At 62.8% G+C, this 21,895-nt stretch carries 19 protein-coding genes; 8 read left to right on the forward strand and 11 right to left on the reverse strand.

Features of this window, described 5'->3' with window-relative positions; genetic code table 11:
• Positions 1-14: 14 nt before the first annotated feature.
• The 5 genes from LB520_RS20970 to LB520_RS20990 form a co-directional block, all read right to left on the reverse strand.
• On the reverse strand, positions 15-482 hold the full coding sequence (locus LB520_RS20970) for a DUF1203 domain-containing protein (RefSeq protein ID WP_224638945.1): 468 nt from the start codon (positions 480-482) through the stop codon (positions 15-17).
• 102 nt (positions 483-584) lie between these two features.
• Positions 585-1,148 carry a GNAT family N-acetyltransferase gene (locus LB520_RS20975; RefSeq protein ID WP_224638947.1) on the reverse strand — a complete coding sequence of 188 codons (564 nt, stop codon included), beginning with the start codon at positions 1,146-1,148 and terminating at the stop codon, positions 585-587.
• Positions 1,148-1,999, reverse strand: coding sequence for a 3-mercaptopyruvate sulfurtransferase (gene sseA, locus LB520_RS20980; protein WP_224638949.1), 852 nt, complete (start codon positions 1,997-1,999; stop codon positions 1,148-1,150). The genes LB520_RS20975 and sseA overlap by 1 nt, the downstream gene beginning before the upstream one ends.
• Before the next feature lie 30 nt (positions 2,000-2,029).
• Positions 2,030-2,773: an alanyl-tRNA editing protein gene (locus tag LB520_RS20985; protein ID WP_224639087.1), complete on the reverse strand. Its 744-nt coding sequence runs from the start codon at positions 2,771-2,773 to the stop codon at positions 2,030-2,032.
• Positions 2,773-3,807, reverse strand: a complete 1,035-nt coding sequence (locus LB520_RS20990; protein WP_095765481.1) for a cysteine synthase A — start codon at positions 3,805-3,807, stop codon at positions 2,773-2,775. The genes LB520_RS20985 and LB520_RS20990 overlap by 1 nt, the downstream gene beginning before the upstream one ends.
• Before the next feature lie 191 nt (positions 3,808-3,998).
• Here LB520_RS20990 and LB520_RS20995 point away from each other — a divergent pair, with 191 nt between their 5' ends.
• Positions 3,999-4,847 carry an SDR family NAD(P)-dependent oxidoreductase gene (locus tag LB520_RS20995; protein ID WP_224638951.1) on the forward strand — a complete coding sequence of 283 codons (849 nt, stop codon included), beginning with the start codon at positions 3,999-4,001 and terminating at the stop codon, positions 4,845-4,847.
• A gap of 69 nt (positions 4,848-4,916) precedes the next feature.
• Positions 4,917-5,906 carry an alpha/beta hydrolase gene (locus LB520_RS21000; RefSeq protein ID WP_224638959.1) on the forward strand — a complete coding sequence of 330 codons (990 nt, stop codon included), beginning with the start codon at positions 4,917-4,919 and terminating at the stop codon, positions 5,904-5,906.
• A 186-nt stretch (positions 5,907-6,092) separates the two neighbouring features.
• Here LB520_RS21000 and LB520_RS21005 read toward each other — a convergent pair whose 3' ends face one another.
• Complete coding sequence (locus tag LB520_RS21005) at positions 6,093-7,532, reverse strand: DEAD/DEAH box helicase (RefSeq protein WP_224608817.1); 1,440 nt, start codon at positions 7,530-7,532, stop codon at positions 6,093-6,095.
• Positions 7,533-7,927: 395 nt separating this feature from the next.
• Here LB520_RS21005 and LB520_RS21010 point away from each other — a divergent pair, with 395 nt between their 5' ends.
• Genes LB520_RS21010 through waaF form a run of 3 tightly spaced genes read left to right on the forward strand, consistent with a single transcriptional unit; the run spans position 7,928 to position 11,534 of the window.
• The gene (locus tag LB520_RS21010) at positions 7,928-9,460 is read left to right on the forward strand and encodes an acyl-CoA carboxylase subunit beta (protein ID WP_140542881.1); all 1,533 of its coding nucleotides are present in this window, start codon (positions 7,928-7,930) and stop codon (positions 9,458-9,460) included.
• A 52-nt stretch (positions 9,461-9,512) separates the two neighbouring features.
• Positions 9,513-10,454, forward strand: a complete 942-nt coding sequence (locus tag LB520_RS21015; RefSeq protein WP_224638961.1) for a glycosyltransferase — start codon at positions 9,513-9,515, stop codon at positions 10,452-10,454.
• Positions 10,455-10,514: 60 nt separating this feature from the next.
• Positions 10,515-11,534 carry a lipopolysaccharide heptosyltransferase II gene (waaF, locus tag LB520_RS21020; protein ID WP_224638972.1) on the forward strand — a complete coding sequence of 340 codons (1,020 nt, stop codon included), beginning with the start codon at positions 10,515-10,517 and terminating at the stop codon, positions 11,532-11,534.
• Between the two features lies 1 nt (position 11,535).
• On the opposite strand, the gene LB520_RS21025 is transcribed toward waaF, so the two are convergent.
• Positions 11,536-13,536 carry a hypothetical protein gene (locus LB520_RS21025; protein ID WP_224638974.1) on the reverse strand — a complete coding sequence of 667 codons (2,001 nt, stop codon included), beginning with the start codon at positions 13,534-13,536 and terminating at the stop codon, positions 11,536-11,538.
• Complete coding sequence (locus LB520_RS21030) at positions 13,533-15,050, reverse strand: NAD(P)H-hydrate dehydratase (RefSeq protein WP_224639089.1); 1,518 nt, start codon at positions 15,048-15,050, stop codon at positions 13,533-13,535. Before LB520_RS21030 ends, LB520_RS21025 begins: the two co-directional genes overlap by 4 nt.
• A gap of 346 nt (positions 15,051-15,396) precedes the next feature.
• Here LB520_RS21030 and LB520_RS21035 point away from each other — a divergent pair, with 346 nt between their 5' ends.
• Both LB520_RS21035 and glnA read left to right on the forward strand, forming a co-directional pair.
• Positions 15,397-15,735, forward strand: coding sequence for a P-II family nitrogen regulator (locus tag LB520_RS21035; RefSeq protein WP_018428041.1), 339 nt, complete (start codon positions 15,397-15,399; stop codon positions 15,733-15,735).
• A gap of 50 nt (positions 15,736-15,785) precedes the next feature.
• A complete protein-coding gene (glnA, locus tag LB520_RS21040) occupies positions 15,786-17,195 on the forward strand; it encodes a type I glutamate--ammonia ligase (protein ID WP_095765489.1) in 1,410 nt (469 codons plus the stop codon).
• Positions 17,196-17,571: 376 nt separating this feature from the next.
• On the opposite strand, the gene LB520_RS21045 is transcribed toward glnA, so the two are convergent.
• A complete protein-coding gene (locus LB520_RS21045; protein WP_095765491.1) occupies positions 17,572-18,609 on the reverse strand; it encodes a glutamine synthetase beta-grasp domain-containing protein in 1,038 nt (345 codons plus the stop codon).
• A gap of 310 nt (positions 18,610-18,919) precedes the next feature.
• On the opposite strand from LB520_RS21045, the gene LB520_RS21050 reads away from it, so the two are divergent.
• Positions 18,920-19,114, forward strand: coding sequence for a DUF2735 domain-containing protein (locus LB520_RS21050; RefSeq protein ID WP_140544917.1), 195 nt, complete (start codon positions 18,920-18,922; stop codon positions 19,112-19,114).
• Between the two features lie 87 nt (positions 19,115-19,201).
• Here the strand turns inward: LB520_RS21050 and LB520_RS21055 are convergent, their stop codons facing one another.
• Both LB520_RS21055 and LB520_RS21060 read right to left on the reverse strand, forming a co-directional pair.
• Positions 19,202-21,091 (reverse strand): MFS transporter, encoded by a 1,890-nt coding sequence (locus tag LB520_RS21055; RefSeq protein ID WP_224638976.1) that lies wholly within the window; start codon positions 21,089-21,091, stop codon positions 19,202-19,204.
• A gap of 280 nt (positions 21,092-21,371) precedes the next feature.
• The gene (locus LB520_RS21060; RefSeq protein WP_224638978.1) at positions 21,372-21,836 is read right to left on the reverse strand and encodes a cupin domain-containing protein; all 465 of its coding nucleotides are present in this window, start codon (positions 21,834-21,836) and stop codon (positions 21,372-21,374) included.
• Between the last annotated feature and the right edge of the window lie 59 nt (positions 21,837-21,895).

Consider the following 21,895-nt stretch of genomic DNA (forward strand, 5'->3'; position numbering starts at 1 on the left):
GGCTTCTTTTTTGGTCATGCCCGCTCGATGCGGCATTGATAGCAATTGTTGCGGGCCGAGCGGACATGGATGTAGGCGATGTCGTCGCGCCCAAACAGCGTCCGCGCGCGGGCGGCAATCTCGCCGGTCGGCGTGACGGCGCCGCTGCCATAAACGATGCGATCGTCCCTGCCGTAACCCCTGACGATATAGTCGCTGCTTTCGAGCATCTCCGGCAGCGCATCCCCTTCGGCTGCGCGCTCGCATTCCTCGGCATGCAGGAAGATTGGGCCGGTTTCGGCATAGGGCTGCAGTTCCGGAAACGGCCGGTAGGCAACGATCAGATAGCCGTCACCCTCGGCGACGTTCCTGAGGCAATGCCTGCATGGCACGCCGTCGCCCTCGGAGATGCGGTGCTCCGGGGTGCGGCCGTAGGCATCGGGCCCTCCCCGCTGCAAGGCGCGCACGGCTTCGGTCGGCAAGGCTTTGAACTGGATGCTCATGGCGAAATCTCCGTGTCGATGTTCGGAAATTATGCCTTGGCGACAATGCCTCCCACCCGATTCCTGACTGGCGGAACCGTTCTCACCAGTCCTGGAATTGCTCTAGTCTCGCATGACGCTGGCCGACCGCTCGGCGAAGGTCAGCGGATGCACGACCTCCCTCTTCTGCGCCACGGGCGTGAAGCCCAGCTTCTGATAAAGCGGAAGAGCTGCCGGATGATCGAGCGTGCAGGTCTGCACAGTGACGCGCCTTGGCCCGTGCGCCCAGGCCGCCGAGATCGCGGCGCCGAGGAACCAGCGACCGATGCCTTGACCATGCGCATGCTCCATCATGCCGAAATAGGCGAGCTCCACCTCGTCAGGCAGATGCGGCTTCAGGTCGAAGAAACCGGCGGGAGCACCGTCGAGATAGAGCACGCGGATGTCGCGGTCCTCGCGGTGCAAGCCGGCGGCAAGCTCCTCGTCGCTCAGCCTCAGCACATTGACCCAATGCCATTTGCGACCGACGCGATCCATCAGATAGCGGTAGAAATGAAGCGGGATATCTTTCGTCTTCAGCAGCGCGATCTGGCGATTGTAAGGGATCGGCGGCGAAACCGCCGGAGCCGCGTGCATCTCCAGGAATGTGACCGTGACTTCGATATCCTGCAGCGCGCCGTTTTCCATCATTCTTTCCCCGTCACCACTGGCGTGTCGCTGAGACCGCCCCACTCAGTCCAGGATCCATCGTAAAGCCGGTTATCGGTGTGGCCGAGCGTCTCGAGCGCCAGCGTGATCGCCGCCGCCGTGATGCCCGAGCCGCAGGACGTGACAACGGGCTTCGAGAGGTCGATGCCGGCATCCTCGATCACCTTGCGCAGACGGTCCTTGGGCAGCAGCTCGCCATTCTCGGCTAGCGCCGTGACCGGAACATTACGCGCACCCGGCATATGGCCCGAACGGACGCCCGGACGCGGCTCCGGATCGGTTCCGGCAAAGCGGCCGGCCGAGCGCGCGTCGGCGATCTGGCTCTCATGGCTGCCGACGATCCCGCGCATCTCGTCGAGGCCGACAACACGTCCGGCATCGAAATCGGGATAAAAGACGCTCGGCGCGATTTTTGTCGGCTCGGCCGTCACAGGTCGCCCCTCGGCCTTCCAGCGATCGATGCCGCCGTTCAGGATGTAGACCTGGAACACGCCCATGACGCGGAACATCCACCAGGCGCGCGGTGCCGAGAACAGGCCGGGCCCGTCATAGACGACGATGGTGTCGTCAGCCGAAACGCCCATGGCGCCGACATATTGGGCGAAGTGCTGCGGCGATGCCAATGTGTGCGGCAGTTTCGAATCCGGATCGGAAACTGCGTCCTGGTCGAGGAAGCGCGCTCCGGGAATGTGGGCGGCATCGTATTCGGCGCGGGCGTCGCGCTTTTGCGCCGGCAGGTACCAGGAGGCGTCGATGATGGTGAGACCCGGCTCGCCAAGTCGCTTTTCCAGCCAATCGGCGTCGACGATGAAGGGACTGTCCTGCGCCATTTTATTCTCCTGCCCCGCCCAGCTTTAACGTCAGTTCGCCGGCATCGGTCCGAATCGGATGCGGAAGCGCCGGTTCTCGCGGCCTTTCTTCTCGATTTTGCCGATATGAATCTCGCCAACCTCGCCGGTCGACCTCACATGCGTTCCGCCGCATGGCTGGCTGTCGATCGAGCCGTCGTCGCCGATGCAGACCAGGCGGATCTTGCCGGTGCCGACCGGTGGGCGGACGTTCTTCGATTTGACCAAGCCGGGATTGGCGGCGAGTTCCTCGTCGGTGATCAGCCGGGTGAAGATCGGATGGTCGGCGCGCACCAGCTCCATCAGCCTCGCCGTCACATCCTCCTTGGTGAAGCCGGCGTCGGGAATGTCGAAGTCGACGCGGCTGTCGTCCTCTGCGACCGCTGCCCCGGTGATTGGGAAAGGGCAAACGACAGTCAGCAGGTGACAGGCGGAGTGCATGCGCATCAGGAGGTGCCGCCGCTCCCAGTCGATCAGGAGTTTCAGCTTTTCGCCGACCGCTGGCAGCGCCTGCTCCGGCGCCGGCACATGGACGATCTCGTCCTTGGTCTCGCCGGTGATGGTGGCGGCGATCGCGATGCGGCCGCCATCGGCGCGCTCAAACGTCCCGGTGTCGCCCGGCTGCCCGCCGGATGTTGCATAAAAGACTGTCCGATCGAGAAGGATGCCGCCACGATCGTTGATCGCGACGACCTCGGCCTCCGCCGTCTTCTGATAGGCGTCGTCGCGAAACTGCGCCTCGGTTTTGTACGCCATCATGCCACCTTTTCGAACGGCACTGAAATATCGGCTTTTTCTTCCATCCAGCCCGGCACTGGAAGGTTCTTGCCGCGCAGGAACTCCGGATTGAAGAGCTTGGCCTGGTAGCGCGTGCCGTAGTCGGCAAGGATCGTCACGATGGTGTGGCCTGGTCCGAGCTCGCGCGCCAGCCGGACGGCTCCGGCGATGTTGATGCCGGTCGAGCCGCCGACGCAGAGCCCCTCTTCCTGGATCAGGTCGAAGATAATCGGCAAAGCTTCCTCGTCCGGGATCTGGTAGGAGAAATCCGGCGTGAAGTCTTCCAGATTGGCGGTGATGCGGCCCTGGCCGATACCTTCGGTGATCGAGCTGCCATCGGATTTCAGCTCGCCGCTGGTGTAGAAACTGTAGAGGGCGGCACCCAGCGGGTCGGCGAGCGCGATCTTGACGTCCTTGCTCTTGCCCTTGAGCCCGAGCGCGACACCCGCAAGCGTGCCGCCGGAGCCGACGGCCGAGACGAAGCCATCGATCTTGCCGCCGGTCTGGGCCCATATCTCCTGGGCAGTCGTGCGGACATGGCCGTCGCGGTTGGCGACATTGTCGAACTGGTTGGCCCAGATCGCGCCGTTCGGCTCCGAGCGCGCCAGTTGCTCGGCAAGGCGGCCGGACAGTTTTATGTAATTGTTGGCGTTTTTGTAGGGCACCGCCGGCACTTCGATCAGCTCCGCGCCCAGGATCTTGATCGTGTCCTTCTTTTCCTGGCTCTGCGTGTCGGGGATGACGATGACGGTGCGGTAGCCAAGCGCCTTGGCGACCAACGTCAAACCGATGCCGGTGTTGCCGGCAGTGCCTTCGACGATCAGCCCCCCGGGCTTGAGCAGGCCGCGCTGCTCGGCATCGCGGATGATGAACAGGCCGGCCCGATCCTTTACCGATTGCCCCGGATTCATGAACTCGGCCTTGCCGAGGATCTCACAGCCGGTCGCTTCCGAAGCCTTATTGAGCCGGATCAGGGGCGTGTTGCCGATCGCTTCGATCACAGAACGGGGCATGCGGGATTCCTTTATGTGTGCGGCGAGACCCTAAAAACCGGACGCCTCGGTTTCAAGGTAAGATTTTGTCTGGTCCAGTCGCATTCTGGACGCTGCAATGCTTGCGATCATTTCAACGCCAAGCGCAAAAGCGCTCTTTTCATTCGATTTCTTCGCCGCTACAGCAAGCCCGAACATTCGCAGGACATCGCATGACACTCTACCGGGCCAATCCGAAGGACGGTGTCGCCTGGATCACGGGCGGCAGCAGCGGGCTTGGCCGCGCGTTGGCCAAGGATCTTGCCAATCAAGGCTATGCCGTCGCGGTGACCTCTCTGCCCGAAGATCCGGCCGACACGCTGGTCGTCGAAACGGCGCAAATGTCCGGACATGTGAAATCCTTTCCCTGCGACGTCACCGACGAGCTGGGCATGGCGCGTACGGCCGCCGCAATCGAGGAGCAGATGGGCCCCATCGTGCTTGCCGTCTTCAACGCCGGCAACTACATCGCCACCCCCGGCGAGAATCTGGTTGTGCGCGATTTTCACCGCTCCTTTGCCGTGAACTATTTCGGCATCGTCAACGGCGTGGTGCCTGTCGTCGAGCATATGCGCGTGCGCGGACGCGGCCATATCGTTCTGGTGGGATCGGTCACCGCTTATTCGGGCTGGCCGACCACGGCGGCCTATGGCGGCACCAAGGCCGCGATCAACATCCTGGCGGAGTCGCTGAAATACGATTTCGACAAGATGAATATCCGCATCCAGGTCATCAACCCGGGCTTTGTCGACACGCCGCTGACGGAAAAGAACAGGCTGCCGATGCCGGGCCTCATGCCTGTGCATCGCGCGTCGCGCCGCATGGCTCGCGGCATCCGGAAGGGCGGCTTCGAAGTCACCTTCCCGTACCACATAAGCTTGCCGTTGAAGGTGCTCGGCCTGCTGCCGCGGCCGATCGGCCGCTTCGTCATCGGGCTCACCACCCACTGGTGGGGACGGCCATTGCATTTCGATCGCAGGCTGCCCGGCGACAAGAACCCATCCCGCGACAAGGCGGCATAAACCGGCGAAGCGGCGATTGCCTGCCGGCGGGTACGGCCATAGGTTGAGAATCATTGCTGGGAGATTGTAATGGGGCGGCGGATCGTGCTGGCAGTGCTTGGCCTTGCAGTCGTCCTGATAGCCGTTTTCTTCCTCGGTCCACGCGTGCCGGTCGACACCACAATCCGGTTCAATCCGTCGGCGATCGGCGATGATCCGCAGGCCTATCTGGCGCGCGAAGAGGCTGCCGTGCCCAACATCCGCGACGGCCTCGACAAGGAGATCATCTGGGCGAACCCGATGGTCCATGCCAAGACGCCCTTGGCCATCGTCTATATCCATGGCTTTTCCGCCTCGAAGGGCGAGGTCCGCCCCTTGCCGGACGACATTGCGGAGGAGCTGGACGCCAACCTCTTCTACACGCGCCTGACCGGCCACGGCCAGGACGGCGGGGCCATGGCGCAAGGCAGCGTCAATGCCTGGGTCAACGACTATGAGGAGGCTTTGGCCATCGGCCGTGCCATCGGTGACAAGGTGATCGTCATCGGGACCTCGACCGGCGGCTCGCTCGCAGCATGGGCTGCAACCCGGCCGGATGCATCGGACGGTGTCGCTGCTATCGCATTCATATCGCCGAATTTCGGCGTCAAGGCCTCCGGCGCCGAGGTTCTCACCATGCCCTGGGGCCGGCAGATCGCCGAGCTTGTCGGCGGCAAGGAGCGCAGTTTTCCTGTGCGCAACGCGCTGCACGAGAAATTCTGGACCACCAAATATCCCATGAAGGCGGTGCTGCCGATGGCGGCGCTCACCAATCTCGCCTATGAGGCCCCGGTCGAGAAGGCGAAAATCCCTGCCCTCTTCATCTTCTCGGATTCCGACAAGGTGGTGCGGTCGGACCGGACGCGTGAGATCGCCGAGCGTTGGGGCGGTCCGCACGAGCTGGTGCCGGTCGACGATACCGGCGATCCGGACAATCACGTCATCGCCGGCGATGTGCTGTCGCCGCAGACTACAGCCTTCCTCACCCAGCGTATCGTGGTGTGGGTGAAGGCGTTGATGCAGCAGCAATCAGGCCAGTGAAGTTAGGCCAGTGAAATGGAAAACGGCCGAAGCATCGCTCCGGCCGCTCCTGTTCGCGTGGTTCTGCTAGAGCATGATGCCGAAAAGTGTGGAGCGGATTTCGGACGACATCATGCTCTATCTCTTTGATTTAGAGCCGGATTCAGATTTCAGGTCGACTCGACCTGAAATCGTCCGGCTCTAGGCTCAAGCGGCCCGGTTCGCCGGACGCTTGCCGCCGAAGCGGCGCTTGTTGTTGCCCTTGAAACGCTTGAATCCGTCGGGCTTGCTCGACCCATTCGGCTTGGCCGCAGCCGGGCGTTCGCCCTGCGGCTTCGGAGCGCGCTCGCCATGAGGCTTGCCGCCGAAACGCTTGTTGTCGCCACCGTTGCCCGGGCGGCGGCCATCGCGGCGGGCGCCGTGATGCTCGCGGTCATTGGCCGGTTCGAAATGACGCTCGGTCTTTTCCCTGGGGTCGCGCTGCGGATCCGGGCTGCCGAGATGGTCGGCGACGACCGGCAGCTTCATGCGGATGATGCGCTCGACCTGCCGCAGCTTGGCGTTTTCCGAAGGATCGCACAGCGTGATCGCAATACCGTCCCTGCCGTTGCGGCCGGTGCGGCCGATACGATGGACATAGCTCTCCGCTTCGTCAGGCAAGTCGAAATTCACGACATGGCTGATGCCGGGCACGTCGATGCCGCGCGCCGCGATATCGGTCGCGACCAGGATGCGCACCGAGCCGTCGCGGAAATCGTTGAGCGCCTTCTGGCGCGCGTTCTGCGACTTGTTGCCGTGGATGACGGCCGCCTCGAAACCGTCACGGGCAAGGTCCTTGGTGACGCGGTCGGCACCATGCTTGGTGCGCGAGAACACGATCACCGAACGCATCGCCTCGTCGGCCAGCATCTTGGACAGCACCTGGCGCTTCTGCTTGGTGCGGGCGAGCACCAAGCTCTGCACGATCTCGACCGCAGCGGTGCTTTGCGGCGAGACTTCGATACGGACGGGATTCTTCAGCAGGCCCTTGGCAAGCTCCGCGATTTCATCGGGCATGGTGGCCGAGAACAGTGCCGTCTGGCGGTCCGGCGCGGTCGCCTTGGCGATACGCTTGACGTCGTTGATGAAGCCCATGTCGAGCATGCGGTCGCCCTCGTCGAGCACCAGCCATTTGGTATCGGCAAGGATGAGGTCGCCCTCACGCACCAGGTCGGTCAGGCGGCCGGGCGTGGCGATCAGAATGTCGACGCCGGGCGCAACCTTCTTCACCTGGCTGAAGCGCGAGACGCCGCCCAGCACCAGCGCGGTCGAGACATGCGCGCCCTTGGCGAGGATCTTGATGGTGTCCTCGATCTGCACGGCTAGCTCTCGCGTCGGCGCCAGGATGAGCGCCCGCGTCGTCTTCGGCCGGCGCTTGGTGCCGAGGCCGATGATCTTCGAGAGAATCGGCAGCGCGAAGGCCGCCGTCTTGCCCGAACCGGTCTGGGCGATACCGAAAATATCGCGCCCCTCGAGCTGCGGCGGGATCGCCTGCATCTGGATCGGCTTCGGATCGGTGAAGCCGGCGGCATGGGTCGCCTTGAGCAGCGCGCCGGAAATCCCAAGTGCTGCGAAACCGTTCAGTTCCGCTGTGTTTTCGTTGGTCAAAATAATCTTCTTTCACGCGGCCTTGTGGCCGCAAACATCAATGGCGGCAGGGCGCAACCTGCCGTCGGATAAATTGTCATGGAACGACAAGGCGGCGGACGGCTCCGTCCGCGCGGCTGCGCTGTCGTGCCCGCAAGCATCATGCCTCGGGGCTTTTTCGCCAGCTTGCCGATCGACCAGGGCCGATTTGCCGGAAAGAGGGAAAACAGACGCAACCAGTCTCATTCGTCGAGAAGGCCGGATGATTCCCGGCCCAAGCGCCTATGCCGCTGCATATGGCTGAGTTCGTCCCGAAATGCAAGGGGCGTCATGTTGCAACGCAGCAAAACAGGGACGCTTGCGCTCCCCTGCCGGCGCGACTACCACAAATTACCTATTGGTTTTGAGGACTAGCGATGAAGGACGTGCTGAAGGAACTCGAGCGTCGCCGCGAGATTGCCCGCATGGGCGGCGGCAAGGACCGCATCGAGGCGCAGCACAAGAAGGGCAAGCTCACCGCGCGCGAGCGTATCGAGATATTTCTCGACGAGGGCTCGTTCGAGGAGTTCGACATGTATGTCGAGCATCGTTCGACCGATTTCGGCATGGAGAAGACCAAGATCGCCGGCGATGGCGTCGTCACCGGCTGGGGCACCGTCAATGGGCGTCCAGTCTATATCTTTGCCAAGGATTTCACCGTGTTCGGCGGCTCGCTGTCGGAAGCGCATGCCGAGAAGGTCATCAAAGTCCAGGAGATGGCTCTGCGCAACCGCGCGCCGATCATCGGCCTCTACGACGCCGGCGGCGCACGTATCCAGGAAGGCGTGGCGGCGCTTGGCGGCTATGCCGAGATATTCCAGCGCAATGTGCTGGCATCCGGCGTCATTCCGCAGATTTCGTTGATCATGGGTCCCTGCGCCGGCGGTGACGTCTACTCGCCCGCCATGACCGATTTCATCTTCATGGTGCGCGACACCTCCTACATGTTCGTCACCGGACCGGACGTGGTGAAGACCGTGACCAACGAGACGGTGACCGCGGAAAGCCTCGGCGGCGCAAGCGTGCACACCACCAAATCCTCCATCGCCGATGGCGCCTATGACAATGATGTCGAGGCACTGCTGCAAATGCGCCGGCTGGTCGATCTTCTGCCGGCGTCGAACACAGCCGAGATTCCCGAGATCGAGTGCTACCAGTCGGTAACGGACCACGACCTGTCGCTCGATCGGCTCATCCCTGACAATGCCAACAAACCCTATGATATCAAGGAGTTGATCCTGAAGGTCGCGGACGAAGGCGATTTCTTCGAGATCCAGCAGAGTTTCGCCAAGAACATCGTCACCGGCTTCGGCCGCGTCGAGGGCCGCACGGTCGGTTTCGTCGCCAACCAGCCGATGGTGCTGGCCGGCGTGCTCGATTCCGACGCCAGCCGCAAGGCCGCGCGCTTCGTGCGCTTCTGCGATTGTTTTTCAATTCCCATCGTCACCTTCGTCGACGTGCCAGGCTTCCTGCCGGGCACCGCGCAGGAATATGGCGGGCTGATCAAGCATGGCGCCAAACTGCTCTTCGCCTATGCCGAGGCGACCGTGCCGAAGATCACCGTCATCACCCGCAAGGCCTATGGCGGCGCCTATGACGTGATGGCCTCGAAGCATCTGCGCGGCGACATGAATTACGCCTGGCCGACGGCGCAGATCGCGGTGATGGGCGCGAGGGGCGCGGTCGAGATCATCTATCGCAAGGATATTGGCGATCCGGAGAAAATCGCTGCCCATACAAAGACTTACGAGGACCGCTTCCTGTCGCCCTTCGTCGCCGCCGAACGCGGCTATGTCGACGAGGTGATCATGCCCCACTCGACCCGGCGCCGCGTCGCGCGGGCGCTGCGCATGCTGCGCAACAAGGACATGCAGAACCCCTGGAAGAAGCACGACAACATTCCTTTGTGAAAGACCTCCCGCCAGCCGAAGGGACAACCGCTAACATGTGCGCGGAGACGAAATGCGAATAACACTTGCGGCCCAGGGCCTTATTCCGTGCAAAGGCTATGGCGGCATCCAGCGGCAGGTCGAATGGCTGACCACGGAAATGGTCAAGATGGGGCATCAGGTGACGTTGATCGCCGGCCCGGGATCGTCGCATCCGATGTGCGAGGTCCGCCACGCGGTGACCAATGACGAGTGCCGCGCGGCTGTTCCCAAGGATACCGACATCGTCCATCTCCATGCCTGGAAGGTCGAAGTTCCCTTCCCGACGCTCAATACCGAGCGCGGCCATCTGCCGGATTACCCCAGGCCGCAGCCGAACTGGAGCTTCATCAGCGCCCGCCATGCCGAGCTGCACGGCCGCAAGACCTTCGTCTACAACGGCTTTCCGGTGGATGCCTATCGCCTGGCAGCGACGAAGAACGACCATCTATTCTTCATGGCGGCCATCGCGCGGGCCGGAAAGGGCCTTAACCGGGCGGTGGACCTGGCGAAAAAGTACGATTTCAAGCTCGATATCGCCGGCGGCTCGCGCTGGAAGCTGCTTGGCCGCAGCAAGACGCGACGCGAGGGCGTGTTCTTCAAGAGCCTGTCGCCGCGCTTCCGCTATCACGGCATGGTCGATGGTGAACCGAAGGTGCGATTGCTGGGCGAGACCAAAGCCTTTCTGAATCCGATTTCCTGGGAGGAGCCTTTCGGCAACGCGCCGGTCGAATCCATGCTGTGCGGCACGCCGGTCTTGACCACGGCATGCGGCGCGCTGCCCGAAACCGTCGATGCCGATACCGGCCGTTTCTTCGACACGGATGAGGAGTTCGCGCGCGGTTTCGGTGAAATCGACGGTTTGCCGGCGCAAAGATGCCGCGAATCCGCGGCAGACCGGTTCCCGATCGAAAAGGCCGCAAAAGCCTATATCGAGCTCTACCGCCGTATTCTTGATGGCGAAGCGCTTCCATGAGACATCACGCAGGTGTTTCTTAGCAGCGCTGACCGTTCCGGATCGAAAGAGTATCGCGCATTGCGCCCCATCCTGATCTTCTGCCTGCCGGCGATCGGTGATTTCATCCGCTGCCACTCGGCCATCCGGATCATCGCCGAGAGATTCCCGGGGCAGCCGATCGACATCATCACTTCAAGGGTCGCCGCGCCGCTGGCGCGGCTGATGCCGCATGTTCGCAAGGCCTGGATAGCCGAGAAGCACTGGAAGCCAGGGCTGAAAGAGCGGGCTGGTCTGGCACGCGAAATCCGCGAGGAGAAGTACCAGGCGGCCTATATGCTCACCAGCAGCACCAAGGCTTGCCTGGTGCCATGGCTGGCCGGAATACCGGAGCGCATCGGCTATCCGCGCGAGTTCCAGTTCGGCATCGTCAACCGGCTGCCCGCCGGTTGGCTGAAATCGATGCTTGCATTCGGCCCGCGCAAGACGCGGGTGGCAGACCAGGTTTGCGCAATCGCGCGTCTCGGCAAAAGGCCAGCCGAGGACGGACCATTGCCGGCTCCGCAGCTGGTTGTTTCCGCCGAAGAGCTTGCCGGTTGGCGTCGGCGCAACGGGATCGACCCGGCGAAGCCGGCGATTGCCCTCTATACGTCGGACTTTGCCAACAAGCGCTCATGGCCGATGGAGCGCTTCGTCTCGATCGCGCGCGACCATGTTGCCCGCGGCTGGTCGGTCTGGCTGATCGGTGGGCCGCGCGAGCGGCAGGCTGCGGCGGAAATCAGGGCTTGTTTGCCCGAGGCGATCGATTTTACCTCGACGTCCGATATTGCAGAAGCCATGTGCCAGATCGCGGCCTCGACCATTTTTCTCGGAGTCGACGGCGGCATCTCCCACGCTGCTGGGGCGCTGGGCGGCCCTTGTGTGCTCATATACGGTTTGAACCGAGCCTATATGCACGGTCCGGTGAACGAACAGGTGATTTTTCTCGAGCCGCCGATTTCGACGCCGGGTTGGGTGGAGAACACGCGCGCGGTATCCGAGGACAGGGTTCGCGAGGCGCTCGCAGCGGCGATCCGAAAAAACGCGCCGCAATTCACCTGACCTATTCCTCCGCTGCCGCCCCGAAACCCGCGCCCATGCTCGCGCGCGCCGTGGTCGCCCAAGGCGTAGCATGATTGTCGATGCGCATCTGGAAGATGAAATAGGTCGGCGAGCAGAAGCCGATGCCCTTGACCCTGGCGGCGCCCGGTGTGTCCGGCGGCAGCGACTGGCACATATAATCCTCGCGGCAGAAATGGTCAGCCGAGCAGGCTGGGCGGTTGCCGCGGTTGACCGAGCCGCCGAGACATTGGTCGAAATTGTTGGTGGCCACGCAGGTGTCGAACTTCTTGCCGCCGACCAAGCCGCAGATCTCGCTCGGCATCGGCTTGCCGGGCTTGAAAGCGGAGAAGGCGCGATCCTTGTTATCGCAAGCGCGATACGCGAAGCCTCCCGGAACGCCGATCTTCGGCGGCCGGCAGGTATAGGCGGTGCGCGAGATCGCCAGCGCAAAAGCAGCGAATTGGCCGGTGATCTTGTAGCGATCGTTGAACGGCTGGGCGCTGTTGCTCTCGATCGAGCCGGTCAGGCAAGGATGGCCGGAAAACATCGCAGGGCTCTCCTTGGGCAGCAGGCATTGCGCCAATTTGGTCCTCACGCCCGAAGCGGTGGCGATCGGTGTGCAGACCGTGCCGGCGCCGCATTGCCAGGTGCCGCCGAAGCGGCTTGCGTCATCCGGCATCAGGCATGGCATTGCCGTTTCGGCCGGCGCATAGGCGGGCTCGCCCGCATCCTTCCAGGCGGCGGGCGGTGCGAAGGAGAGCGGACGAAAACGATTGGGCTCCCTGGCTTCAGCCGTCGCCTTGAGCCACGCCTCGCGGCGCGCAATCTCGGCATGGAGATGCGGCGAGATGCCGACTTCGATACGGTTGAGCGGCGAGGTCGTGGCGTCGTCGAGACCGATGAAATGGAAGCCGGCGGTCGAGCCCGCCTGATGGCAACCCTGGCAGGCGCCGTTGTCGAGCCGCTCGATCAAAGCGTCCGGCGTGCGCGCCAAGGTAAACTTCGAATAGTCGAGCCCGGCGAACTCCTTTGGGTCGAACAGCGGCGTGAACGGATGATTGGCTTGCCTTGCGCTGCCGAAGGTCGACCAGGAGATGACTTTTCGGGCGAGGAATTCGTCCGGGATTTCGTAGACGCCGAGATCGACCGCCGCGGCATTGGCGCGGACATAGTCGGCAAGCCGCGCTTTCAGATCGGCGTCCTCGGCAAGCCGGGCTGTGTCCGGCGTATTTTCCAGCGGTTTTTCGCCGACCCTCGAACCATCGATGCTGAAGATGCGCATCAGGTAAGCGGCCTGCCCGCCGAACTCGGTTTCCTGGCCGGAAGGAAAGCGCACCACCTGCGCGTTGAGCTCGAGCTGCTTGAAGGACAGCGACGTCTTTTCGAGCGGCCCGCCGGTCAGCCAGCCGGCATCGACCGTTTCGTCGAGCTGCGGCGTCCAGCGGCCAGCAGCGCCCACACAGCCGCCGTCGGCATCTTGGGCGACGCGGTATATGGCGCTGAAGTTGAACGGCAGGCGCGAGGCCAGTTGCTTGCCGTTCTTCCTGAAGCTGTAGGCCAAGCGATAAACGAACCGCACCTCGCCGCAGCTCGTCTCGTTGCCAAGCGTTGCGAAATCGCGTCGGTCGAGCCGGTTGACGACGCCGACAAGGCGGAAGCGCGCCGCATTCGTCTTCAGCCAGCGCATGTCGATGATGCGGCCGACATTGCCGTCGGTCACTTCGTAGAGAGAGCGGCCGCCGGCCTTCATCTCCGTGCGCAACGCGGCGACATCGCCGGCCACTGTGTCGACGATGGCGTGATAGGCTGGTGCCTCATCATAGAGGGATTTCAGATCGTCGCTGCCGTCGACGCCGAAGAGGTCGGCGAAGCCATATCCCCCGGCATCTAGTGCGGCGAGCACGCGTGGGTCGTCGATGATGGCAACCGGATGATCGGTGGCGCGCGCCGGCTGGGCAATGAAAGCGGCCAGGACGGCAACGAGCAGCCCCAGCCGCTTCATAGGACAGCGCTCTGCGCCAGTTCGCGAAGAACCGGCACCATGGCCAAAGGCAGGTCTTCCGCAATCAAACCCGGCCCAAAGCGGCTGCCGGCTTCGGCATGGATCCAGACCGCGGCGCAAGCCGCTTCGAAGGCCGGCATGCCTTGCGCCAGGAGCCCGGCAATGATGCCCGCCAGCACGTCGCCCGACCCGGCGGTGGCGAGCCATGGGGCGCCATTGCTGTTGATCGCGGCGCGGCCCTCCGGCGAGGCGATCACGCTGTCGGCGCCCTTGTAGACGATCACGGCGTTGGCGCGCTGCGCGGCTTCGCGTGCCTTGGCCAGCTTCGACAAGGCCTTGTTGCCGGCAATGTCGGCAAACAACCTGCCGAACTCACCTTCATGCGGCGTCATGATCAACGCCGGCGCGTCCGGTCTGGCGGCCGCCTCGAACAGCGTCGAGGCCGCATTGCGGAAAGAGGTGATGCCGTCGGCGTCGAGCACGAGACCCTCAACGCCGCCGTCCTGCCGGTTTTTGGCGAGCACGGCGAGCGCGAAATCGCGCGCCTTGTCACCGATGCCGAAGCCGGGGCCGAGGACGAAGGCGGACGGCCGGCGATCGCCGATAAGATCATGCACGTCCTCGATCGCGTCAACCTTGCGCAGCATGATCGAGGTCAGATGCGCCGCGTTGATCTGCATGGCGTTGGCGGGCGAGAGCACGGTGACGGCCCCTGCTCCGCTTCTGGCGGCCGCAAGCGCCGACAGGCGCGCCGCGCCCGTCGCGGATGGTCCGCCCGAAAAGACGCTGGCATGACCGCGCTTATATTTGTGCGTGTCGAGGGCGGGCGCGGGAAAGCTTGCGATCCAGAGCCCGGGGCGGTTCTCAAACGCCCGCGGCGCGACCTCGTCGATGATCTCGTCACGAATGCCGATGTCGGCCAACACGATCTCGCCGCATCGCTCGCGGCCAGGCAGCAGCAGGTGCCCAGGCTTCTTTCGTGCGAAGGTCACCGTGAGAGCCGCGCCAAATGCCGAACCGAGGACTTCGCCGCTTTCGCCTGAAACGCCCGAAGGCAGGTCGATCGCGACAACCGGCAGGTTCAGCCTAGTCACGGCGTCGACCGCGCCTTTGGCGTCGCCGGCGAGAGGCTTCGACAGGCCCGCACCATAGATGGCGTCGACAACCAGCGATCCAGCTTCCGCGGTGAAGGCTGAAAGCGGGTGCCGCTCCAGAGCGCAATCAGCCGCCGCGAGCGCGGCGTCGCTGCCTGCCTTCGGTTCGCCCGACGCCCACAGGGCCACATCGACGCCGGCCGCGGCCAGCAGCCGCGCCACGACGTAGCCGTCGCCGCCATTGTTGCCCGGGCCGCACAGCACGTGCACCTTCTTCGAGCCAGGATAGCGCGCCAGCACGACGGCAGCGACCGCCTCGCCGGCGCGTAGCATCAAGCGATAGCCGTCGAGCGGCCCGGCCGCGATTGTCAGCCTGTCGGCCTCGGCCATTTCGGCCGGCGATAGAAGTTCATTGCGCATGGGATTGCCGATCTCCATGCGATCAAGCATTGTCCAGTTTTCGGTTCGAAGCAAACCAGTGACCGCGCCTTGTCTTGCAAATGCGGTCGCATCCGGGAGGGGTTCAGCCTGCAAATTGCGCTGTCTGCCCATTTTTTGCGCAGGCGCGAGGAGGAGCGATGTATACGGTTTGGGCGTCCATGACGCATCCGATGCAGCCGATGACGCGAATTTGCATTCGGACGCGGCATGGGCGCGAAAACGCCCCTCACCGTCTGCGCTCCTCAGGATTGGCACGCTTCGTGCTTGATGAAGGCGCAAGCGGGGCACACAACCCGTCTTCTTGGCAGTGGAGGCCACTTTTTACATGAAAAAGATCGAAGCGATCATCAAGCCATTCAAGCTGGACGAAGTGAAGGAAGCGCTTCAGGAGGCCGGACTGCAAGGCATCACCGTCACCGAAGCCAAGGGTTTCGGCCGTCAGAAGGGCCATACCGAGCTCTATCGCGGCGCCGAATATGTCGTCGATTTCCTGCCCAAGGTGAAGATCGAGGTGGTGCTTGGCGACGAGGCTGTCGAAGGCGCAATCGAGGCCATCCGCAAGGCGGCGCAGACCGGCCGCATCGGCGATGGAAAAATCTTCGTCTCCAACATAGAGGAAGTCGTGCGCATCCGCACGGGCGAGACCGGCATCGACGCCATCTGACCAAAACCTACAATCCATTTCCGGACGTCATCACACAGGGAAGAAATGACATGACGACAGCCAAAGACATCATGAAGCAGATCAAGGACAACGACGTGAAATTCGTCGACCTGCGCTTCACCGATCCGCGGGGTAAGCTGCAACATGTGACGATGGATGTCGTCGAGGTGGAGGAAGACATGTTCGCCGACGGCGTCATGTTCGACGGCTCCTCGATCGCCGGCTGGAAGGCAATCAACGAGTCCGACATGGTGCTGATGCCGGACACGGATACCGTCCATATGGATCCGTTCTTCGCCCAGTCGACCATGGTCATCCTGTGCGACATCCTCGATCCGATTTCGGGCGAGGCTTACAACCGCGATCCGCGCGGCACCGCCAAGAAGGCCGAGGCCTACATGAAGGCGGAAGGCATCGGTGACACCATCTATGTCGGTCCCGAGGCCGAGTTCTTCGTGTTCGACGACGTCAAGTACAAGGCCGATCCCTACAACACCGGCTTCCGTCTCGACTCGACCGAACTGCCCTCCAACGACGACACCGACTACGAGACCGGCAATCTCGGCCACCGTCCGCGCATCAAGGGCGGCTATTTCCCGGTGCCGCCGATCGATTCCTGCCAGGACATGCGTTCCGAGATGCTGACCGTGCTCGCCGAAATGGGCGTGCGCGTCGAAAAGCACCACCACGAGGTCGCCGCCGCGCAGCACGAGCTCGGCATCAAGTTCGACACGCTGGTGCGCAACGCCGACAAGATGCTGATCTACAAGTATGTCGTGCACCAGGTCGCCAACGCCTACGGCAAAACAGCCACCTTCATGCCGAAGCCGGTGTTCGGCGACAACGGCTCGGGCATGCACGTCCACCAGTCGATCTGGAAGGGCGGCAAGCCGACCTTCGCCGGCAACGAATATGCCGGCCTGTCGGAGAGCTGCCTCTATTACATCGGCGGCATCATCAAGCACGCCAAGGCGATCAACGCCTTCACCAACCCGCTGACCAACTCCTACAAGCGTCTGGTGCCGGGCTATGAGGCGCCGGTGCTGCTCGCCTATTCGGCGCGCAACCGCTCAGCTTCCTGCCGCATTCCGTTCGGCAACTCGCCGAAGTCGAAGCGCGTCGAGGTCCGCTTCCCCGATCCGGGCGCGAACCCCTATCTCGGTTTCGCCGCCATGCTGATGGCCGGCCTCGATGGCATCAAGAACAAGATCCACCCCGGACAGCCGATGGACAAGGATCTCTACGACCTGCCGCCGAAGGAGCTGAAGAAGATCCCGACCGTCTGTGGCTCGCTGCGCGAAGCGCTGCAGAACCTCGACAAGGACCGCGGCTTCCTGAAGGCCGGCGGCGTCTTCGACGACGATCAGATCGACAGCTATATCGAGCTCAAGATGGCTGAGGTCATGCGCTTCGAAATGACCCCGCACCCGGTCGAGTACGACATGTATTATTCGGTCTAAGCTTCTGATCGGATGGAAATTCCGCCCTTGGAAGGCACTCCCTTCCAAGGGCTTTTCATTTCAGAAGACGGGCTTTCGAGCCGGCGCGGCGCGTGCCGGCCGGGCTCGCGCACCGGCACCGCCGGCTGCTCGCATTTCTCCGGCAACATCTTCCTCGCCCTGGTCAACCGCGACGGGAACCGCACGCCGCGCCCTGCCCCACGCCAAGACGTAGTGGCAGCGCTCAAATCGCGTGCGTGATTGCCGCCTGACGGTGGCGGCAGACTGGCCTGTATTGCCGGCTCATCTCATGCAAAAAGCCCCAGCGGGTTTCCGCTGGGGCTTTTCTAGCGTGCTCATCGCGCCAAGGGCCTGCGCCCCAGGGCAAGCGAGGAGATCAGGCGGCGGCCGAGACCGCGGCGGTCGAAACCTGCGAGATCGTCTTCAGCACCTGCGAGGCGATCTGGTAGGGGTCGCCCTGCGAGTTCGGGCGACGGTCTTCCAGGTAGCCCTTGTAGTCGTTCTTGACGAAGGAGTGCGGCACGCGGATCGAAGCGCCGCGGTCGGCGACACCGTAGGAGAACTTGTTCCACGGCGCGGTTTCGTGCTTGCCGGTCAGCCGCTTGTCGTTGTCCGGGCCGTAGACCGCGATATGATCCATCAGGTTCTTGTCGAACTGCGCCATCAGCGCCTCGAAATAGGCCTTGCCGCCGACTTCACGCATATACTTGGTCGAGAAGTTGCAGTGCATGCCCGAGCCGTTCCAGTCGGTGTCGCCGAGCGGCTTGCAGTGGAACTCGATGTCGATGCCGTATTTTTCGGTCAGACGCAGCAGCAGATAGCGCGCCATCCAGATCTGGTCGGCGGCCTTCTTGGAGCCCTTGCCGAAAATCTGGAATTCCCACTGGCCCTTGGCCACTTCGGCGTTGATACCTTCATGGTTGATGCCGGCGGCGAGGCAAAGGTCGAGATGTTCCTCGACGATCTGGCGGGCGACATCGCCGACGTTCTTGTAGCCAACGCCGGTGTAATACGGACCCTGCGGGGCCGGGTAGCCGCTCTCGGGGAAGCCAAGCGGACGGCCGTCCTTGTAGAAGAAATATTCCTGCTCGAAGCCGAACCAGGCATCCTCGTCGTCGAGGATGGTCGCGCGGCTGTTGGATTCATGCGGGGTGACGCCATCGGGCATCATCACTTCGCACATGACCAGAATACCGTTGGTGCGGGCCGGGTCTGGATAAAGCGCGACCGGCTTCAGCACGCAATCGGAGCTGCGGCCCTCGGCCTGGTTCGTGGAGGAACCATCGAAGCCCCATAGCGGCAGCTGCTCGAGCGTCGGGAACTCGGCGAATTCCTTGATCTGGGTCTTGCCGCGCAAATTGGGGACCGGTGTGTAGCCGTCCAGCCAGATATACTCGAGCTTGTATTTGGTCATTCTAGAGCCTCTCGTTGCTTGATCACCGCCAAATGGTGGCGACGCTCGGCCGGCTCGAGCCGGCCTGCCGACGGTCAAAAAGCAATTCGTATGCCACTCGGCCTTCGCGGGGTGCGGCAAAATGGTCATGGCAACGCGTTGATTTTGTTGAGCCGTCTCAGCAATGCGACTGGATCGTTCAGGCGCCGTTTTTGCTTACAAAATAGGCATTTGCTGATCTTTTTGTAAGCATATTGCCTAAAGGAGTCGCAGGGCATACTTTGATGGGAAGGTGAATCGGTACGCTCCTGAAAAGGCGAGGAGATCGGCAATGCAAGTCACGCCATCGCGGCCGTCGGCAAAAGTCCTGCTGTTCCCGCTCGCAGCACGCAAGTCTGCCTCAAATTTAGGCGCAAAGGCCAAATTCGCGGCAGAACTTGCGGCACTTCGCGGCGAGCACGCCGACTTCGACGGCTGGTACCACGAAGCGGCGATCGAGGAAGAGAACCAGCAGCGCAAGAGCTGAGCTGTCCGCTTTCTTGCAATTGGGCATGAAAAAAAGCCCGGCGTGATCGCTCACGCCGGGCCTTCTGTTTGAACGGGATGACCGAGGTCATTCCTTGGCGTGGAGGTCTGTGCCGAGCGTATCCCTGACGAAGATCATGCCGACGATAAGCGACATTGCCGCGATGATAACCGGGTACCAGAGACCGTAGTAGATATCGCCCTTGTAGGCGCTGAGCGCGAACACCGTTGCCGGCAGCAGACCGCCGAACCAGCCATTGCCGATGTGGTAAGGCAGCGACATGCCGGTGTAGCGAATGCGGGTCGGGAACATCTCGACCAGGATGGCCGCGATCGGCCCATAGACCATGGTCACGAACAGCACCAGGATGAACAGGATGCCGATCGTGAGCGGCCAGTTGATGGCTGCCGGATCGGCAGTCATGGCGAACGGACCGCCGCCCGGGATGTTGTAGACGGTGACTTCGGGCGCACCCGCCGCCTCCTCCTTGGTCAGCAGCTTGTCGGCGATCGCCTTGTCGGCCGGAACCGTCGCCTTTTCGCCGCCGCGGATGGCCGCAGCATCGAGCTTGAGTTCGGGATTGGCCGCGATGAAGGCGTCGAGCTTTTGATCCGGCACCTTGGCAGCTGCGCGCTTCAGCGGATAGCCGCCGTCCCGCAGCGACATGTTCACCGCTTTCTGGAAGGCCGCCTCCTTGGCTTTGGCCTGATCGCCAGCGGCAACGGCATCATAGGACGCCACCGTCTCATTGCCGATCTTGACCGTGGCCGCCGTGCCGGGCGCCGCCGTCGCAACGACGTCGTAAGGCACCGAGTTCTTGGTCAGGAACGACGTCGCGATATCACAGGATGTCGTGAACTTCGCCGTGCCGACAGGATTGAACTGGAACTTGCAGTCGCCGGGCGCCGCCGTCACCGTCGCGCGGGTGTTCTGCTGCGCGGTGGCCAGAGCCGGATTGGCGGCCCAGGTCAGAGCCTTGAACAGCGGGAAGGTGCAGACGATGCCCAACGCAAGGCCTGCCATGATGATGGGCTTACGGCCGATCTTGTCCGACAGCCAGCCGAACACGACGAAGAAGATCGAGCCGACGGCCAGCGCGATAGCGATCATGACGTTGACCGACCATGCGTCGACCTTCAGCACGTTCTGCAGGAAGAACAGGGCGTAGAACTGCCCGTTGTACCAGATCACGGCCTGGCCGGCGGTAAGGCCGAGCAGCGCCAGAAGGGCGATCTTGGCGTTCTTCCACTGACCGAAAGCTTCCGTTAACGGCGCCTTGGAGCCCTTACCTTCCTCCTTCATGCGCTGGAAGGTCGGCGACTCCGAAAGCGACAGCCGGATCCAGATCGAGATGGCGAGCAGCAGGAACGAGACGATGAAGGGGATGCGCCAACCCCAACTGGCGTAGGTCTCCTTGCTGAGCGAGCCCTGGACGATCAGGATGACGATCAGCGACAGGAACAGGCCGAGCGTCGCGGTGGTCTGGATCCAGGACGTGTAGTAGCCGCGTCGGTCGTCCGGCGCGTGTTCGGCGACGTAGGTCGCGGCACCGCCATACTCGCCGCCAAGCGCAAGGCCCTGCAGCATGCGCAGCCCGATCAGGATCACGGGCGCCGCGATGCCCCAACTGGCATAGCCGGGCAGCAGGCCCACCAGGAAGGTGGACAGGCCCATGATCGTCATAGTGACGAGGAAGGTGTATTTGCGGCCGACGAGATCGCCGATGCGGCCAAACACGAGCGCGCCGAACGGACGCACAAGGAAGCCGGCGGCAAAGGCCAGCAGCGCGAAGATGTTGCGCGTCGCTTCGGGAATCGCCGGGCTGAAGAAGGTCGAGCCGATGAAGGCGGCCAGCGAGCCGTAGAGATAGAAATCATACCACTCGAAAACGGTACCGAGCGAGGAGGCGAAGATGACCTTCTTCTCCTCCCGCGTCATGCCGCGGCTGGTTCCGCCGGCGGTCGAAGCCATTGCCATTGATATATCCTCCCGTGAGATCCCGTCTGTCCTCGATGGCTGCGCGCCACCGTCTGCGCCCCTGCGAACGCGGACTCAAAAACGCAGCCAACAACGAAAAATGACAGAAAGGGCGGGCGAAAGGCACCGCGACGATGGGATTATGACTTTGGTATTAGGTGCAGTGCGAAAGCTGAGTGCAGCACTTGGAGCGGATCATTTCCGGCACCGGGCAGCAAATATCGCCGATCGAATGTGTCTTCTTGGAAAGGAAGCGTTTCTCAAGATGCATGGCCAAGCGTCAGCGATTGATCGCCAACGTCTCGTCGTTGATTATCCCAAGGCGTGCTTCAATCAATGCGATCTCGTCGGGCGCGTCGGCGCCAGAGGCCTCTATCTCCATGAAGAGTTGCTCGAAACCACCCGGCGTCACTATTGCGAACATCTGCCCGGGCTCGTCGCCAATGTTTCGCCAACTGTGATGCACGTGAGGAGGCAAAACAACGACGGCGCCTGGAGGGGCATCGAATTCCTCGTCACCACATTGGAAACGATAGATCCCGCGTATCACCCGAAAAACCTCGGTCTCTCGGGTGTGGGTGTGAGGGGCCGGGCCTTTCCCGGGTGGGGTGAAAGTTTCCCACATCCCGAATGCGCCGTTCGTCTCGGCTGCAGTGGCATGGATCACAACTTTTGCGCCATGGGGCGCTTTAGCCAGGCGCTCCCTGCCCGGCATTGAGGTTACCGCATTCCGAAAGTCTGACATTGCCGCCCCCCGATTGCGCGGCGAATAATAGCATAGGATCGGTTGCCGGATAGCTGTCA

The sequence above is a fragment of the Mesorhizobium sp. CA12 genome, assembly GCF_020165255.1.
In the GTDB taxonomy this organism is placed as follows: domain Bacteria; phylum Pseudomonadota; class Alphaproteobacteria; order Rhizobiales; family Rhizobiaceae; genus Mesorhizobium.